The following is a 15,111-nucleotide window of genomic DNA, read 5'->3' on the forward strand; positions in this document are numbered from 1 at the left end:
CCATCGCATCCGGTCAGCTGGCGTAGTACAGCTGGTATTCCAGCGGGTGGGTGGCCGCGCGGAACTTGGTCACTTCCTGCATCTTCAGCGCGATGTAGCCGTCGATGAAGTCATCGCTCATCACGCCACCGGCCTTCAGGAACTCGCGGTCCTTGTCCAGCGCTTCCAGCGCCTGGTCCAGCGAGGAGCAGACCTGCGGGATCAGCTTCTCTTCTTCCGGCGGCAGGTCGTACAGGTCCTTGTCGCTCGGTGCGCCCGGGTCGATCTGGTTCTTGATGCCGTCCAGGCCGGCCATCATCAGCGCGGTGAAGGTCAGGTAGCCGGACTGGATCGGATCCGGGAAGCGCATTTCGATGCGGCGCGCCTTCGGGTTGGAGACCCACGGAATGCGGCACGAGGCCGAACGGTTGCGGGCCGAGTAGGCCAGCATCACCGGCGCTTCGAAGCCCGGCACCAGGCGCTTGTAGCTGTTGGTGCCCGAGTTGGCGAAGGCATTGATGGCCTTGGCGTGCTTGAAGATGCCGCCGATGTACCACAGCGCCAGCTGGCTCAGGCCACCGTAGCCGTCACCGGAGAACAGGTTGGTGCCGCCCTTGGACAGCGACTGGTGCACGTGCATGCCGCTGCCGTTGTCGCCGACGATCGGCTTGGGCATGAAGGTGACGGTCTTGCCATTGCGGTGCGCGACGTTCTTGATGACGTACTTCATGCGCAGCAGTTCGTCGGCCTTCTGCACCAGGGTGCTGAACTTGGTGCCGATCTCGCACTGGCCTGCGGTGGCCACTTCGTGGTGCTGCACTTCCACTTCGATGCCGACCTGTTCCAGGGTCTTGCACATCTCGGCGCGCAGGTCGTGCAGGGTGTCGGTCGGCGGCACGGGGAAGTAGCCACCCTTCACGCCCGGACGGTAGCCGCTGTTGGCGCCGTCGTACTTGGCACCGCTGTTCCAGGCGGCTTCTTCGGAATCGACCTTGAAGAAGGTATTGCCCATTTCATTGGCGAAACGGACCGAGTCGAAGATGAAGAATTCCGGCTCCGGGCCGAAGAACGCGGTTTCGGCGATGCCGGAGGACTTCAGGTAAGCCTCGGCGCGCTTGGCGATGCCGCGCGGGCAACGACCATACGGCTGCATGGTGGCCGGGTCCAGGATGTCGCAGCTGATCACGATGGTCGGATCGGCGTAGAACGGGTCGACGTAGGCGCTGGCAGTATCCGGCAGCAGCACCATGTCCGACTCGTTGATGCCCTTCCAGCCGGCGATCGAGCTGCCGTCGAACATCTTGCCTTCTTCGAACAGCGACGGCTCGATGATACTGACCGGGAAGGTCACGTGCTGCTCGACACCACGCATGTCGACAAAGCGCAGATCGACGAACTCGATCTGGTTGTCCTTGATCAGCTTCTCAACGTTTTCCACGGACATCGGTACGACCTCGGATGGGGATGAATGCCTGCTGAGGTACAGCAACGACCGTGCCAACTTTTCGCAGGCTGCAAGTCATTGATTTCAAAAAGGGTGCCCTGGATCGGTGCAAATCGGTGCGCACCAATTGGGTGCATCCAGCACCAGACGCACCCGTTTGGTGCAGCAGGGATCGTCTATCCTCTCGGCCTTCTTCCTTCCTGCCGCGCGTGCCCGCACTGTCCATGTCCGACCTGCTCTCCGCCCTGCTGCTGGGCATCCTCGAAGGCTTGACCGAATTCCTGCCGATCTCCAGCACCGGCCACCTGCTCATCGCCCAGCACTGGCTGGGTGCCCGCTCGGACTTCTTCAACATCGTCATCCAGGCCGGCGCGATCGTGGCCGTGGTGCTGGTGTTCCGCCAGCGCCTGCTGCAGCTGGCCACCGGCTTGAACCAGCGCGAGAACCGCGAGTACGTGTTCAAGCTGGGCGCGGCCTTCCTGGTCACCGCCGTGGTCGGCCTGGTGGTGCGCAAGGCCGGCTGGTCGCTGCCGGAGACGGTCAGCCCGGTGGCCTGGGCACTGATCATCGGTGGCCTCTGGATGCTGCTGGTGGAGGCCTATACCGCGCGCCTGCCCGACCGCGACCAGGTGACCTGGACGGTGGCGATCGGTGTGGGCCTGGCGCAGGTGGTGGCCGGCGTGTTCCCCGGCACCTCGCGCTCGGCCTCGGCGATCTTCCTGGCCATGCTGCTGGGCCTGAGCCGCCGCGCCGCCGCCGCCGAGTTCGTGTTCCTGGTCGGCATTCCCACCATGTTCGCCGCCAGCGCCTACACCTTCCTGGAGATGGCCAAGGCCGGGCAGCTGGGCAGCGAGAACTGGGCCGACGTGGGCGTGGCCTTCCTTGCCGCGGCCGTCACCGGCTTCGTCGTAGTGAAGTGGCTGATGGGCTACATCAAGTCGCACAGGTTCACCGCCTTCGCCATTTACCGCATCGCGCTGGGCGCGGCGCTGCTGCTGTGGTTGCCGTCCGGCAGCTGAACAGCGCCGGGGCACGGTAACCCCGTTGTCGGCCCTACCCCGTTTCCCCCACGGTTCCCCAAGGAGAATCACCATGAACCGCAAGCTCACCCTGCTCCTCCCGCTGGCCCTGATGGCCGCCTGCAGCCAGACCCCGGCCCCGGCCGGCACCGGCGGCGACGACGTGGCCCCGGCCGCGGCAAAGGCAGCAGACCAGCAGACGCTGGCGCACCTGGACGCGCAGCGCCTGCAGAGCCAGCACTGGCTGCTGCAGCAGGCCACCGCCGCCGACGGCAAGCGCATCGACGCGCTGTTCGCCCGCGAAGACAAGCCGGTCACCCTGGACTTCGCTGATGGCCGCCTGTCGGTCAGCAACGCCTGCAACCACATGGGTGGCGGCTACACACTGGCCGACGGCAAGCTGACGGTCAGTGCGATGGCCTCGACCATGATGGCCTGCACCGACAAGGCGCTGATGGCGCTGGACGAGGCCGTGTCGAGCCGCCTGCAGGGCGAGCTGAAGGCCGAGCAGGATGCCGATGGCAAGCTGACCCTGACCACCGCCAAGGGCGACGTGCTGGTGTTCAACCCGGAACCGACCGCTGAAACCCGCTATGGCGGCGCCGGCGAAACCGTGTTCCTGGAAGTGGCCGCGAAGACCGAGAAGTGCTCGCACCCGCTGATCCCGGACTACCAGTGCCTGCAGGTGCGTGAGGTCAAGTTCGACGACAAGGGCCTGAAGCAGGGTGAGCCGGGCAAGTTCGAGAACTTCTACGGCAACATCGAGGGCTACACCCACGAAGACGGCGTGCGCAACGTGGTGCGCGTGAAGCGCTACGAAGTGAAGAACCCGCCGGCTGATGCGCCGTCGCAGGCGTACGTGCTGGACATGGTGGTCGAGTCGGCCATCGAGAAGAAGTAAGAAAACAGAAGGGCGGCCGCGAGGTCGCCCTTCTTCCATGGGACACCTTGAAGTAGAGCCATGCTCGGCTGGGAAGAAGGCAGTCCAGCATGGCTCGACTCTACATACCCAACCGCCAAGGAGACAGGCATGATTCTTTCCCGCATTTTCGCGCTCCTGCTGGCCACAACGCCTGCCGGCCTCGCGGCAGCCAGTGATGCCAGCGATCTGCAACGCCTACAGGCATACGAGTGGCATCTCACCCACGCAGTCGACGGCAACGGCAAGCGCCTGGATGCACTGTTCATCGCCAGTGATCCGCCCGTCGGTCTGTTGTTCCGCGGCACCAGTGCGAACGTGCTGAACCTGTGCAACGGCATGGGCGGCCCATACACGTTGAAAGACAGCCAGCTCACGTTGGGCAGCATGGAACAGAACCTGAAGGGATGCTTCGGTGCCAAAGGCGAACAGGAAACCGAAGCCAAGCGCAGGATTCTGGGGGCCTCCACACTGATCATGGGTCGCGCGGGGCCGTTGACCCTGCATACCGCACGTGGCGACACGCTGGTGTTCGCGCCGGTGCCACTGAAAAACAGATGAGAAGTGCAGCCGGCAAGGTCGAGCCGGCTCGATCGGGGCTTTATAGAGGCCAGCCATGCTCGACTGGGCGAAAAGCAGGCGAGCATGGCTACAGAAAGCAAAGTCGGGTTTGGCCCGGCCCTGCAGACGCGCTCAACCCAGCGCAGGATTCAATGTGTAGGTACCGTGCAACGCCGCTTCGGCCAGCACGTGGCCGTGCATGGCACGGTACGCATCTGCGGCGGTGAAGCGTGCCGGAAGCTCCAACGAAGCCACGTCCAGCGCAAACACGCGGAAGAAGTAGCGGTGCACGCGTTCGTCGTTGAACGGCGGATACGGGCCGTCGTAGCCCAGATAGTCACCGGCCATGTCCGGATTGCCGGCAAACCAGCCGGTGAAGTCGTTCAGGCCCTGGCGGCTGCCGGCCGGGCCCGCCGGTGCGGTCTTGCCCTTCACCACGAAGGCATCGCTGCAGCTGCCGGCGGCGATCTCCTGCACCGAGGCCGGAATGTCGGCCATCACCCAATGCACGAAGTCGCAGCGCGGCTGGTCGCGCGGCACGGTCATGTCGCTGCGGCCGACCATTTCCGGAACGGTCGGCACATCCGGATCCACGCACACCAGCAGGAACGAACGCGTGCCTTCCGGCGCGCCGTTCCAGGCCAGGTGAGGGTTGCGGTCCGGCGCGAAGCCTGCGGCATCGCCAGCGGCGAACTCGCGGTCGATCGGCGCGCCGTTGGTCAGGCTGTGGCTGCTCAGTTGCATCGGCTTCTCCTTACTCTTCCGGGTAACCCAGGCGCACCGCAATCGGGGTGAGCTTGGCAAAGGCGGCGCTCATCACGTCGCGATAGTTGCGCCAGTGGCCCGGCGGGAAGCGCGGTGCGCCCAGCTGTGCGGCCGGCGGCATCTGCCGCTCGAACAGGCGTCCCAGCAGCTCGGCCATCGCATGCGGATCGTTGCCGATCTGGTCGATGCGCAGCAGCACGTGCGGGTACAGATCTTCCTCGTGCAGGGTGGCAACCTGCGCCAGCGCGCGTGCCAGCCATTCGCTGGCTTCAGCCAGCGAGGTCATCGCCAGCGGTGCGGCGGCGCCGTAGGCCACCCAGTCCAGCAGCATGTCGCGCGGATCACGCAGCACCAGCACCAGGCGCCCCTGTGGCAGCTGCGGGCGCAGCGCCCACAGCAGTGCGTTGTCCCACCACAGCAGCCAGTCGATGACGGCATCACCCTGCACGCCGCGCACGGGCAGCTGCTCGCGCCAGCGCTGCACCAGGCGCTCCGGGGTCAGCACGCCGGAGGCGAGGTCCTGCAGCGTGTGGTAGTTCTGGAATGCATCATCCGGCGGATTGCTGGTGTAACGGTCGCTGCGCAGCACCGGGCTGGCGGCGGCCAGGCCGGTCGCAACCCGCTCCACGCCCGAACCCGGCGCGCCCCACAGGAAGATCGGCGCGGAGCTGGCATCAGCGTCGATCTCGCCCTTGTCCGGCCAGCTCGGCGGCGCCTTGGCCTGCGGCGGCAGCGGCAGGCGCTGCGGCGCCTGGTCGGCCTGCAGCGCCATCCACGTCTGCAACGCCTGTTCCGGCTGGCCAGCGCGATCCTGGATTTCACCCAGCCAGGTACGCAGGTCGGCGCGATGGCCGTCCGGCGCCCTGTCGATCAGCGCCTGCACGCGGGCGATCGCGGCGACCGGATCACGCTGCAACAGGCCTTCGACCAGGCGGGTTTCGCCGCTGACGCGGCCCGGTTCGAGGCTGACGATACGCTCGGCGATGGCTTCAGCCTGTTCGTGTTCGCCCACCATGTCATGCAGGCGCAGGCGCGCTTCCAGGGCCGGCAGATGACCTGGCATCGCATCCATCCAGCGTTCCACGGTCGCAGCGGCGGTCGGGCTGCCCACTTCTTCCACGGCCAGGCGCGCCAGCCACAGGTCGTGCAGCTGCGGGTGCTGCTCCAAGGCGGCGTCCAGGCGCGCGCGGGCCTCGTCTTCGCGGCCCAGGCGCTGCCAGGACATCAGCAGCAGCTGCAGCACCTGGCGGTCGTCGGGGATCGATTCCAGCAACGGCAGCAGGTGGTCCAGCGCCTGCAGCGGCTGGCCACCACGCAGCGACAGTTCACCGGCCAGGCGGCGCATCGACGGTGTATCCATGCCTTCCTGCTGCAGGGCGATCTGCATCGCTTCGGCAGCCGCCTCCAGGTTGCCCTGGCGCAGCGCCAGCTGCACCACCAGGCCATGCAGCGAGCTGATGGCCGGGTTCAGTTCCAGCACGCGGCGGAACGCCTGCTCGGCGAAGGCCAGCATGTCCTTGCCCAGGTAGGCGAAGCCCAGCGCGTACAGCACGCGGGTGTCGTTGGGCTGCGCCTGGTTGGCCGCCGACAGCAGCGTCAGCGCACGATCCGGATCGTCACGGCGCAGCGCGATCATGCCGTCGATGGTCAGCAGTTCCGGGTGATCCGGCTCAACGCGCGAGGCCAGCGTGGACAGGCGCTGGGCTTCATCGAAGTCGTTGCGGCCGATCGCCAGGTGCGCCTGCATCAGGTAGGCGGAGAAGGAGTTCGGGTCGAGCCCGGTGGTGCGCGCCAGCGCTTCGTCGGCGCCTTCGTACTGGCGCAGGGCCAGCAGCAGGCCAGCATGCTGCAGGTGCAGCTGGGCGTCGTCCGGTGCCAGCTGCAACGCCTGCTGCAGGGCTTCCATGGCATCTTCGGCCTTGCCCTGCTGCTGCAGCGCAAGCGCCAGCCAGCGGTGGGCGCCGGCCTGGCCGGGTTCATCACGGGTCCATGCCTGGGCCAGCTGCACGGCCTGGTCGGCCTGGTTCTGGCGCAACGCTTGGATGATCTGGTCTTGCATGGCGGTCCGGTTCAAGTGCAAACCCGCATTGTAGCGGTCCGCGCACCGGTGCCGGTTCAGCCCGCCAGCACCCGCTGCAGGCGCTGCGCCACCCAGCGCTCGGAGAAGCCGTCACCCCGCCAGTTTTCCAGGAAGCCGCAGTGGCCTCCCCAGCAGGCGGTTTCCAGGTGCGCCTGGCGCGGCAGCTGCCAATCGCTGAAGGTCGCGTACGGGATCACCGGGTCGTCCTGCGCCATCAGGATGTCGGCCGGCACCTGCAGGGTGGACAGGCGGTCACCGGCAATCGAGTAGCCATCGAAATAGGCCTGCAGCGAGCCGAAGGTGGTGTGCCGTTCGACCAGCCAGGCGGTCAGTGCACGGATGTCCAGTTTCAGCACGCGGTCGTCGCAGTCGCTCAGCTCGGGGAACAGATCGCGCTTGCGGCGCAGCGAGCCGGCCCACTTGCGGCGGAAGTACCAGTCGTACATCGCCGGGCCGTTCTCGATGTTCTCCATGGTCAACGCCGGATCCAGCACCGGGCACACCGAGGCCACGCGCAGCAGCGGCACGCCGGCGGCCGGTGCACGCAGAGCCAGGCGCAGCACGAAGTTGCCACCCAGCGAATAGCCGGCGGCCACCAGCGGCAGCTGCGGCCAGCGCTGGGCGATGTCGCCTGCGGCGTGCACCACTTCATCGATGAGATTGGAGTGGAAGATGCCGGGATTGAGATGATGGGTGTTGCCGTGGTCGCGGAAGTTCAGCCGCACCACGTCGAAACCCTGCTCGATCATGCGCGCGGCGGCCATGCGCATGTAACTGGATTCGGCACTGCCTTCCCAGCCATGCAGCAGCAGCGCGACACCCTTCGGCTCGCGGCCTTCGACATGACTGTGCCAGCCCTGCAGGCGCACGCCATCACCGCCATCGAGGATCAGCTCTTCGCTGACTGCACCGGTGGCCGCCAGCAGCAGCAGGCCGCGCTGCAGGCGCATGCGGCTGGAACTGAGCATCGACTGCAGGTGCGGATTGCGCAGCCAACGCGGCGGCTGATAGTCAGCCGCATGCAGCGTCGGCGTACCGGCGTCCAGGACAGGTGGCGGTATCAGGGCCACCGCACCCTCACTGCGTGCTCATGGCCGCCACGATGCGCGCGCGCGAGGTTTCCGCGATGCGTCGACGGCCTTCCAGGTCCTGGGTACCGATCGGCTCCAGGAAATGCACTTCGGTATGCCGCGCCGGCTCACCCAGCAGGCGCAGGAAATTGGCGGCGAAACTCTCGCCCGGGCCGAACGCGACGATGGTCTGTGCGTCGCCCTTCATCCCGTACACCAGCGCCACCGGCTGCACCGGCACGCCGGTTTCAACCGCGGCCTGGAAGATGCGGGCATGGAACGGCCCCACTTCGTGGCCACCGCGGGTGCGCCCTTCCGGGAACACGCCGACCGCCTTGCCGGCACGCAGGCGATCAGCCATCACCTGCATCACCCCACCGAGCGATTCGGTGTTGCCACGCTGATGGAAGATGGTCTGGCCGCGCGCGGCGAGCCAACCCACCAACGGCCAGCTGGCGATCTCGCGCTTGGCAACGAAGCCCATCATGCGCTGGCTGTGCAGGATGGAGATGTCGACCCAGCTGACGTGGTTGGCGACGAACAGAACGGCACCGGGTAAGGGCTGGCCCACCCGTGACAGGCGGAAGCCGAAGATCCACATCAGCCCGCCCTGCCACCAGTTCACCACCTTCGCGCCGAAGGTATCCTCGCCCACGCGCAGCTCGCCCCACGGCGGAAGCATGCCGATCAGGATCAGCGGCAGGAACACGGTGATGTGGACCAACAGCAGCGGTACGCGGTACAGGTAACGGCACACACGCGCCACGCCGCCACGGGGGGCCGGAGTGGGGGAAGTCATCCGCGCACGATACCGGAGCGCCGCGGCAGCTGCCAGCCGATTTAGGCCATAACCGCCATTGACCGGGGCAATCGGCGGGGAACGCTGGGTTCTGCCGCCGTCAACACGCCCGATGGGGGCTCAACCGTGGCCGGCGGCCACCACCGCCAGGGTCAGCCGCGAGATGCACACCAGCCGGCCCTGCTCGTCCTCGATGCGGATTTCCCACAACTGGGTACTGCGGCCCACGTGCAGCGCGCGCGCGGTGCCGGTGACAGTCCCCGAGCGCACCGCACGCACATGGTTGGCGTTGATTTCCAGGCCCACGCAGATCTGCTTTGCGGTATCCACGCACAGGTTGCCGGCGCTGCTGCCCAGGGTCTCGGCCAGCACCACCGAGGCACCGCCGTGCAGGATGCCGTAGGGCTGCCGGGTGCGCTCGTCCACCGGCATGGTGGCCTGCAGCCAGTCTTCGCCCGCGGCGCTGAAGACGATGCCCAGCGACTTGATCGCCGTATTGCGGCTGAGCGCATTGAGCTGCTCGATGGAAACAGCTTCGCGGAACACCTGGGTCATGCGGGCACCTTCAGAGAATGGGAACGAGGCCGGCACCGAATGCGGTCAGCATGCGCACCAGCAGCCACTTCGGGCCGACATTGACTTCGGGGAAGTCGCCGACGGCAACGTAGCAGCGATGGAAATCCGGGTCCTGCCGTGGCAGTGGCTGCGGGCAGTCCGGGCCGGGCTTGAACTCGTAGTCGGTGGCATAGCGCCACGGCCAGAAGTCGAGAATCGGCAGCGCTTCGGAGGCCTTGCCGACGCTGTAGTTCAGGCCCGACAGCACCGGCGGCTTGGCCCGCGGCGCCACCGTCCACGAGTTCTGCGGATGGGTATCGCGCAGGATGCTCTCGGCCAGCTGCTCGGCGAAGACCGGATCGTCGATGATCACCGCGCCTTCGGTGTTGTAGTTCTCGCTGCGCGGATCGAAGTTGTGGGTGCCGACCACGCCGATGCGGCGGTCGACCACCAGCGACTTGGCGTGCAGGCCCATGCGGGCACCCTTGCGGGTGACCGGCAACGGCTTGTTGACCGCCTTGCTGCCCAGGAACGACGGACGCGTCTCGGTACGCAGCAGGCGCGTTTCCACTTCGCTGCCAGCGGCACGACGGCGTTCGCGGGCGTTCTGGTAGGCGCTGCCGGTACGCGGATGGTTCACCGGTACCTGCCTGCGGGTCGCGGCCAGATCCCCATCGCTGCCACCGCCGGCATTGCTGCCAGCGGCGCTGCCGCCAATCAGCGGATTGCGCCCGCCGTCGTCGTCGCCCGCGGGCGCGGCGATCGGATCAGGCAGCAGGTTGCGGTAGTCGACCGGTGCATCCAGCGGGAACGGCTTGTATTCGAAGATGTTGAAGCCCAGTTCGCGCATGTTGCGCCGCTTGTACTTGTACGACAGCGCATACACGATCGGGTTGTCGGTGGCCGCGAGGCTGTTGCTCGACACCACCACGCGCGGCGGCTGCGGGCGCTTGCGCAGCTCACGGAACAGCTTCTGCGCCGGCTTGGACAGCACCAGGTACGGGGTCTGCAGGATCACTTCCTTCTGCGCACCGGCAATGAGTGCATCCAGCTGTGGCTCGGTCACGTGCTGGCCGGCCAGCGGGGCATCGGCTTTCTCGCGGCGGTGCTTGCGCGGCAGGTCGGCGACGTAGCGCACCGAGGCCACCGGCAGCGCGGTATCCACGAAGGAACGGGTGACGAAGTCCATGTCATTGGCTTCGGCGCTGACCCGCTGCACCCGCTCGGGGCGGCGGAAGGTGGCCGGTGGCAGCACCGGCACGCCCTCGCGCAGCAGGGTGCGGCCCACGTCATTCAGGCGCTCGGCCGGCACGCTGCGGTGGGCGCGCCAGAACGCATCGAAGTTGGCCGCCATCGCGCGCGCTTCCGGGCCGGCGATCATGACGTCGCGGTCGCGGAAGTTGTACTCGCGGTCCCAGTCGTAATAGTCGTCCTGGTAGTTGCGGCCGCCGACCACGCCGATCGCATCGTCGATCACCAGCAGCTTGTTGTGCATGCGCTGGTTGAACCGGCGGAAGCAGCACAGCACGCTGCCGGCGTAGTCGAAGTAGTTCAGCCGGGCCTTGCCGAAGGTCGGGTTGTAGACCCGCAGCTGGAAGTTCTGGTGGGCACCGGACAACGCGCCAAGGATCTGCAGGTCGGAAATCGCCGAGAGCTGGTCGATCAGCACCCGCACCTTCACCCCGCGCCGCGACGCGGCCAGCAGTTCGTCGATGACCAGCCGCGCGCTGTCGTCCTTGTCGAAGATGTAGGTCTGCAGGTCGATGCTGCGGGTGGCACTGCGCAGCAGGTTCAGGCGCGCCACCAGGGCGCCCTCCCCCTCGTCCAGCAGGGTGGCGTAGTGGCGCGGCTGCTCCGGGGTGGATTCGGTGAACGCCCGGCCGGCCAGCGCACGCAGCGGCGAGTCCTGCGCGCAGCGGTCGGCGCGCTGGCAGTCGACCTGGGTCGATCGCGCCTGCACGGCGATGGCCTCGGCACGGTCGCGCTCGGCAGTGGACAGCGATGCACAACCGCTGCCCAGCAACACGGTTGCCAGCGCCAGTACACGCAGCAGGAGGTTCACGGTTTCGGCGCCTCGCTCAGGCGCGCTCGCAATACGAAGGTCACTCGGTCACTCAAGGCAAGCTGCCAGCTGTCCATTCCATACCGGCCTCGCTGCACGGTACCGCGGCTGACGACGTCGCAATCATAGCCGGGTCGGGCGCACTCCGCCTTCTCGACCTTCAGTGTCTCGGGGTGGCTGATCCCGCGCAGGGTCAGCCGCCCGTTGATGTCGCCCCCGTCTTCCACGGTCTCCGGCCAGTACGGCAGCGAGTCGAACTCGACCACCGGGTGGCGGCCCGCGTCGAAGAACTCCTCGCCGCGCATCCAGCCGGTGTAGCGCGCCTTGCCGGGGATCTCGACCGAGCGCGTGAACATCTTCAGGTGCACCTGGTGGCGGCCATCGGAGAGGACCTCGATGCGACCTTCGAAGTGCGGGAACAGGCCCTCGATGCGCTGTCCGAAGCGGGTGCGCACCTCGAAACCGATCTGCGAGCGTTGGGTATCCAGGCGCAGGACCCGGTGCGCTTCGGCAACCACCGGCGGCAGGGGCGTTGGCGGTGGCGCGGCAGCCCAGGCCGCGCCGGAAACCAGCAGCACGGGCAGCAGAAAGCGGCTGCGCCGCGCCAGGCTCATTGGATCACGGCCACCAGAACGCGTTCAGGCTGGCCACGCCCGGCTCGATCGAGGCCTCGCGCGGGAACCCGAGCACGGCAATGCCAGCCGGCGGCATGCCGCGATAGTCGCTGCTGGTGCCTTCCGTCATCAACGCCACCAGGCGCTCCAGGCCGGGGTTATGGCCGACGATCAGCACCCGGTCGAGGTCACGGCGGTCGTCCACCAGCGCAGCGAGGGTGCCAGGGGTGGCCTCGTAGATACGATCTTCCAGGCGCTTCTCGACGTAGCCGATGGTGCCGAGCACGGCTTCCAGGGTTTCCCGGGTGCGCCGCGCCGGTGAGCACAGCACGCAGTCCGGCAGCAGGTTGTTCTCCTTCAGCCACTTGCCGGCGGCTTCGGCTTCGGCGAGCCCCACCGGCGACAACGGCCGGTCGAGGTCGGCCTGGCCGGGGGTCGCCGGTTCGGCATGGGCATGGCGCAGCAGGATCAATTCACGCATCGCGGGTTTCCATGAAGAAGAGGATGCAGCAGAAAGAGTGATGCAGGCATCAAAGCTTGAGCCAGGACAGCAGCGGCTCCCAGTCGGCCTGGTGCTCGCGCACCTGGGCCGAGCGGTAGTCGAACAGGCTGCGGCCAAGGCCGGTCATGACCACGTAGCTCTGGCTGTCGCGCAGCTGCGCGACCACCGGGTACGGCCATTCACCCAGCATCTGCAGCGCCTGCTGCGAGGTCTGGGTCCATGGCTTGGTACGGTTGAGCACCAGCCCCACCGGCAGCTTGCGGCTGTGCACGCGCGGGTTCCGGGCCAGGCTGTTGAGGAAGCCGACGATCGCTTCGATGTCCAGCGCCGAGGGCAGCACCGGTACCACCACCGCGTCGGCAGCGTCGAGGAAATGAGGAATATCGTCAGCCAGGGCACCGGCCGGCGCGTCGATGATGACGGTGTCGGTGCCATCGGGCAGCTTCTGCGCCCACTGCTTCTTCCGATACACATCGATCGGCAGCACCGCACTTTCCAGCCCGGCACGGCGTTGTGCCCAGCGGGTGCTGGAGCCCTGCGGGTCGGCATCGGCAATCACCGTGGCCTTGCCCTGCAATGCCGCGTACGCGGCCAGGTGGGTGGCGACGGTGGTCTTGCCCACCCCGCCCTTGGAACCGGCCACCAGGATCGTCTTCATGCCAGCCTCGCTTCCGGGTACGTGCCCCGAGCGTACACCGGCGATGGTGACGGGAGGTAGCGTCGTGCTGAACCAGCGGCCATCGCCTTTGCTATCGTGGCGCCCCCGAAGGATCGAACCGGCATGAGCGAACTGCAGGATCTGAGCGCGTTGATCCGCGCCAACACCCCACTGATCGTCATCGAGACCCAGGACGAGGGTCGCATCGTCGAGCTGTTCCGGCAGACGCTGATGCACGTATGGCGGGCGCTGCACCGCTGGTCGATCACCGAGGGCCTGCGCCGGATCGACCTGGACAGCGAAGACCCGCCGGTCGGGCCGCCCGACGCCAGCGCGGCCCTGCAGATGATCCGCCAGGCGGAGCAGCGCGGGGTCTACCTGCTGCTCGATTTCCATCCCTACCTGGGCTATGCCAGTCACCAGCGCGCCCTGCGCGACCTGATCCAGCGCCGCCACAGTGAGCCGCATGTGCTGGTGCTGATTGGTGCCAAGGTGGAGCTGCCGGCCGAGCTGGAAGCACTGGCGGTGCGCTTCAACCCGCGCCTGCCCGATGCCAACGCCCTGTTGAAGATGCTGCGCGAAGAGGCCGACGCCTATGCGCGTGAGCATGGCGGCCGCCGGGTTGAAGTCGACAGCGAGGCGGTGAAGAAGATCCTGAAGAACCTGCAGGGCCTGAGCCTGGTCGATGCCCGGCGCATCGCCCGCCAGCTGATCTACGCCGATGGCGCGCTGCGCGACGACGACCTGCCACAGCTGGCACGGCTGAAGTTCGAGCTGCTCAACCGCAGCGGCCACCTGTTCTTCGAGCACGACAGCGCGCGCTTCGGCGATGTGGCCGGTGCCAACCGGCTCAAGCGCTGGATCAACCAGCGCCGCGTGGCCTTCATTGCCGGTTCGGCCCCGGCCGGGCTGGACCCGCCGCGCGGCATGCTGCTGCTGGGCGTACAGGGCTGCGGCAAGTCGATGCTGGCCAAGGCCACCGCCGCCGGCTTCGGCGTACCACTGCTGCGCCTGGACGTGGGCGCGCTGTACAACAAGTACCACGGCGAGACCGAGGCGAACCTGCGCCAGGCGCTGGCCTCGGCCGAGCAGCTGGCGCCCTGCGTGCTGTGGATGGACGAGATCGAGAAGGGCCTGGCCAGCGGTGGCGAGGACGGCGGCGTGTCACGCCGCGTGCTCGGTTACCTGCTGACCTGGATGGCCGAGCGCAAGGCGCCGGTGTTCATCGTCGCCACTGCCAACCAGGTGCACGAGCTGCCTGCCGAACTGCTGCGCAAGGGCCGCTTCGACGAGATCTTCTTCGTCGACCTGCCCTCGCCTGACGTGCGCGTGGAACTGCTGCGGCTGCACCTGGGCCGGCGCCAGCTCAACGCCGACGACTTCGCACTGCCCGCGCTGGCGGCGGCCGCCAATGGGTTCTCCGGCGCCGAGATCGAGCAGGCGATCGTCGCCGGCCTGTATGCGGCGCATGCCGAGGGCCGGCCGCTGGACACCGAGCTGCTGATGAACGAGATCCGTGCGACGCGGCCGCTGTCGGTGCTGATGGCCGAGCAGGTGGAGGCACTACGGGCGTGGGCGTCGGGGCGCACGGTTTCCGCGGACGATTGAGTTTCCAGCGAACGGCGCAGCCCCTCGTGGCGGCTGGTTGACCGTGAACATCAAAAGCCGCGCTTGGCCGGGCGGGATGGATTCGCGGGGGACGCCGTCAACCCGTCCATGGGGGCTTGGCCGCGACATCCATGCCGCGGACACCCCCGCGAACCCACCCCGCCCGGCCTCTGACAATTTCCGAGTGCGTCCGCCACGGAAAAGAAAAAAGAAAAGCAGAAGCAAAAGCAAAAGCCGGTTGGTTGGCCGCCTTCTGTAGAGCCGAGCCCACGCTCGGCTGCTCTTCGATCAGATATCGAATAGTCGATTCCGATACAGATTCATCCACGCATGGCGTGGATCTACCGTGTCGACCAAGGTCGACACCTACCAGCAGCAGGGAACTGTCGGAGGCGGGGCGGTGTGGGTTGGCAGGTCCGTTGGCGCCATGGATGGCGCCATCGAGCCCCCATGGACGGGTTTACGGCGTGTCCTGC

The 15,111-nt window shown here is 67.3% G+C and carries 14 protein-coding genes; 4 read left to right on the forward strand and 10 right to left on the reverse strand.

What is annotated here, in order from left to right:
- Positions 1 to 13: 13 nt before the first annotated feature.
- The gene (glnA, locus tag ACTJJM_RS13250) at positions 14 to 1,423 is read right to left on the reverse strand and encodes a type I glutamate--ammonia ligase (protein WP_010487206.1); all 1,410 of its coding nucleotides are present in this window, start codon (positions 1,421 to 1,423) and stop codon (positions 14 to 16) included.
- A gap of 224 nt (positions 1,424 to 1,647) precedes the next feature.
- Between glnA and ACTJJM_RS13255 the strand changes: the two genes are divergently transcribed.
- The 3 genes from ACTJJM_RS13255 to ACTJJM_RS13265 all read left to right on the forward strand — a co-directional run bounded on the left by ACTJJM_RS13255 (position 1,648) and on the right by ACTJJM_RS13265 (position 3,922).
- Positions 1,648 to 2,442: an undecaprenyl-diphosphate phosphatase gene (locus ACTJJM_RS13255; protein ID WP_049454262.1), complete on the forward strand. Its 795-nt coding sequence runs from the start codon at positions 1,648 to 1,650 to the stop codon at positions 2,440 to 2,442.
- A 73-nt stretch (positions 2,443 to 2,515) separates the two neighbouring features.
- The gene (locus ACTJJM_RS13260) at positions 2,516 to 3,343 is read left to right on the forward strand and encodes an META and DUF4377 domain-containing protein (RefSeq protein ID WP_010487212.1); all 828 of its coding nucleotides are present in this window, start codon (positions 2,516 to 2,518) and stop codon (positions 3,341 to 3,343) included.
- Between the two features lie 129 nt (positions 3,344 to 3,472).
- Positions 3,473 to 3,922 (forward strand): META domain-containing protein, encoded by a 450-nt coding sequence (locus tag ACTJJM_RS13265; protein WP_019337127.1) that lies wholly within the window; start codon positions 3,473 to 3,475, stop codon positions 3,920 to 3,922.
- A gap of 132 nt (positions 3,923 to 4,054) precedes the next feature.
- On the opposite strand, the gene ACTJJM_RS13270 is transcribed toward ACTJJM_RS13265, so the two are convergent.
- From ACTJJM_RS13270 to ACTJJM_RS13310, 9 genes are all read right to left on the reverse strand, one after another.
- Complete coding sequence (locus ACTJJM_RS13270; protein ID WP_043400774.1) at positions 4,055 to 4,666, reverse strand: YbhB/YbcL family Raf kinase inhibitor-like protein; 612 nt, start codon at positions 4,664 to 4,666, stop codon at positions 4,055 to 4,057.
- 10 nt (positions 4,667 to 4,676) lie between these two features.
- Complete coding sequence (locus tag ACTJJM_RS13275) at positions 4,677 to 6,746, reverse strand: tetratricopeptide repeat protein (RefSeq protein ID WP_191863331.1); 2,070 nt, start codon at positions 6,744 to 6,746, stop codon at positions 4,677 to 4,679.
- 56 nt (positions 6,747 to 6,802) lie between these two features.
- On the reverse strand, positions 6,803 to 7,792 hold the full coding sequence (locus ACTJJM_RS13280) for a YheT family hydrolase (protein ID WP_029380138.1): 990 nt from the start codon (positions 7,790 to 7,792) through the stop codon (positions 6,803 to 6,805).
- A 52-nt stretch (positions 7,793 to 7,844) separates the two neighbouring features.
- A complete protein-coding gene (locus ACTJJM_RS13285; protein ID WP_019337597.1) occupies positions 7,845 to 8,636 on the reverse strand; it encodes a lysophospholipid acyltransferase family protein in 792 nt (263 codons plus the stop codon).
- Positions 8,637 to 8,756: 120 nt separating this feature from the next.
- Complete coding sequence (locus tag ACTJJM_RS13290; RefSeq protein WP_440865747.1) at positions 8,757 to 9,191, reverse strand: hotdog fold thioesterase; 435 nt, start codon at positions 9,189 to 9,191, stop codon at positions 8,757 to 8,759.
- A gap of 10 nt (positions 9,192 to 9,201) precedes the next feature.
- Positions 9,202 to 11,253: a phospholipase D family protein gene (locus ACTJJM_RS13295; protein ID WP_010487229.1), complete on the reverse strand. Its 2,052-nt coding sequence runs from the start codon at positions 11,251 to 11,253 to the stop codon at positions 9,202 to 9,204.
- Entirely contained in the window at positions 11,250 to 11,867 is a 618-nt protein-coding gene (locus ACTJJM_RS13300; protein WP_043400783.1) for a YceI family protein, read from the reverse strand. Before ACTJJM_RS13300 ends, ACTJJM_RS13295 begins: the two co-directional genes overlap by 4 nt.
- 4 nt (positions 11,868 to 11,871) lie before the next feature.
- Entirely contained in the window at positions 11,872 to 12,348 is a 477-nt protein-coding gene (locus ACTJJM_RS13305; protein ID WP_005407539.1) for a SixA phosphatase family protein, read from the reverse strand.
- 49 nt (positions 12,349 to 12,397) lie between these two features.
- On the reverse strand, positions 12,398 to 13,027 hold the full coding sequence (locus ACTJJM_RS13310; protein ID WP_019337593.1) for a ParA family protein: 630 nt from the start codon (positions 13,025 to 13,027) through the stop codon (positions 12,398 to 12,400).
- Between the two features lie 123 nt (positions 13,028 to 13,150).
- On the opposite strand from ACTJJM_RS13310, the gene ACTJJM_RS13315 reads away from it, so the two are divergent.
- Complete coding sequence (locus tag ACTJJM_RS13315; RefSeq protein ID WP_010487236.1) at positions 13,151 to 14,635, forward strand: AAA family ATPase; 1,485 nt, start codon at positions 13,151 to 13,153, stop codon at positions 14,633 to 14,635.
- The last annotated feature ends 476 nt before the right edge of the window (positions 14,636 to 15,111 follow it).

This window comes from Stenotrophomonas sp. 22692 (genome assembly GCF_052045015.1).
GTDB classification, from domain to species: Bacteria; Pseudomonadota; Gammaproteobacteria; order Xanthomonadales; family Xanthomonadaceae; genus Stenotrophomonas; species Stenotrophomonas geniculata.

What these genes read in the sequence shown, in the direction of transcription:
- ACTJJM_RS13305 (WP_005407539.1), bottom strand. Translation starts at nt 12,348, where the DNA reads ATGCGTGAATTGATCCTGCTGCGCCATGCCCATGCCGAACCGGCGACC.
- ACTJJM_RS13265 (WP_019337127.1), top strand. Translation starts at nt 3,473, where the DNA reads ATGATTCTTTCCCGCATTTTCGCGCTCCTGCTGGCCACAACGCCTGCC.
- ACTJJM_RS13290 (WP_440865747.1), bottom strand. Translation starts at nt 9,191, where the DNA reads ATGACCCAGGTGTTCCGCGAAGCTGTTTCCATCGAGCAGCTCAATGCG.
- ACTJJM_RS13315 (WP_010487236.1), top strand. Translation starts at nt 13,151, where the DNA reads ATGAGCGAACTGCAGGATCTGAGCGCGTTGATCCGCGCCAACACCCCA.
- ACTJJM_RS13260 (WP_010487212.1), top strand. Translation starts at nt 2,516, where the DNA reads ATGAACCGCAAGCTCACCCTGCTCCTCCCGCTGGCCCTGATGGCCGCC.
- glnA (WP_010487206.1), bottom strand. Translation starts at nt 1,423, where the DNA reads ATGTCCGTGGAAAACGTTGAGAAGCTGATCAAGGACAACCAGATCGAG.
- ACTJJM_RS13275 (WP_191863331.1), bottom strand. Translation starts at nt 6,746, where the DNA reads ATGCAAGACCAGATCATCCAAGCGTTGCGCCAGAACCAGGCCGACCAG.
- ACTJJM_RS13270 (WP_043400774.1), bottom strand. Translation starts at nt 4,666, where the DNA reads ATGCAACTGAGCAGCCACAGCCTGACCAACGGCGCGCCGATCGACCGC.
- ACTJJM_RS13255 (WP_049454262.1), top strand. Translation starts at nt 1,648, where the DNA reads ATGTCCGACCTGCTCTCCGCCCTGCTGCTGGGCATCCTCGAAGGCTTG.
- ACTJJM_RS13285 (WP_019337597.1), bottom strand. Translation starts at nt 8,636, where the DNA reads ATGACTTCCCCCACTCCGGCCCCCCGTGGCGGCGTGGCGCGTGTGTGC.
- ACTJJM_RS13310 (WP_019337593.1), bottom strand. Translation starts at nt 13,027, where the DNA reads ATGAAGACGATCCTGGTGGCCGGTTCCAAGGGCGGGGTGGGCAAGACC.
- ACTJJM_RS13300 (WP_043400783.1), bottom strand. Translation starts at nt 11,867, where the DNA reads ATGAGCCTGGCGCGGCGCAGCCGCTTTCTGCTGCCCGTGCTGCTGGTT.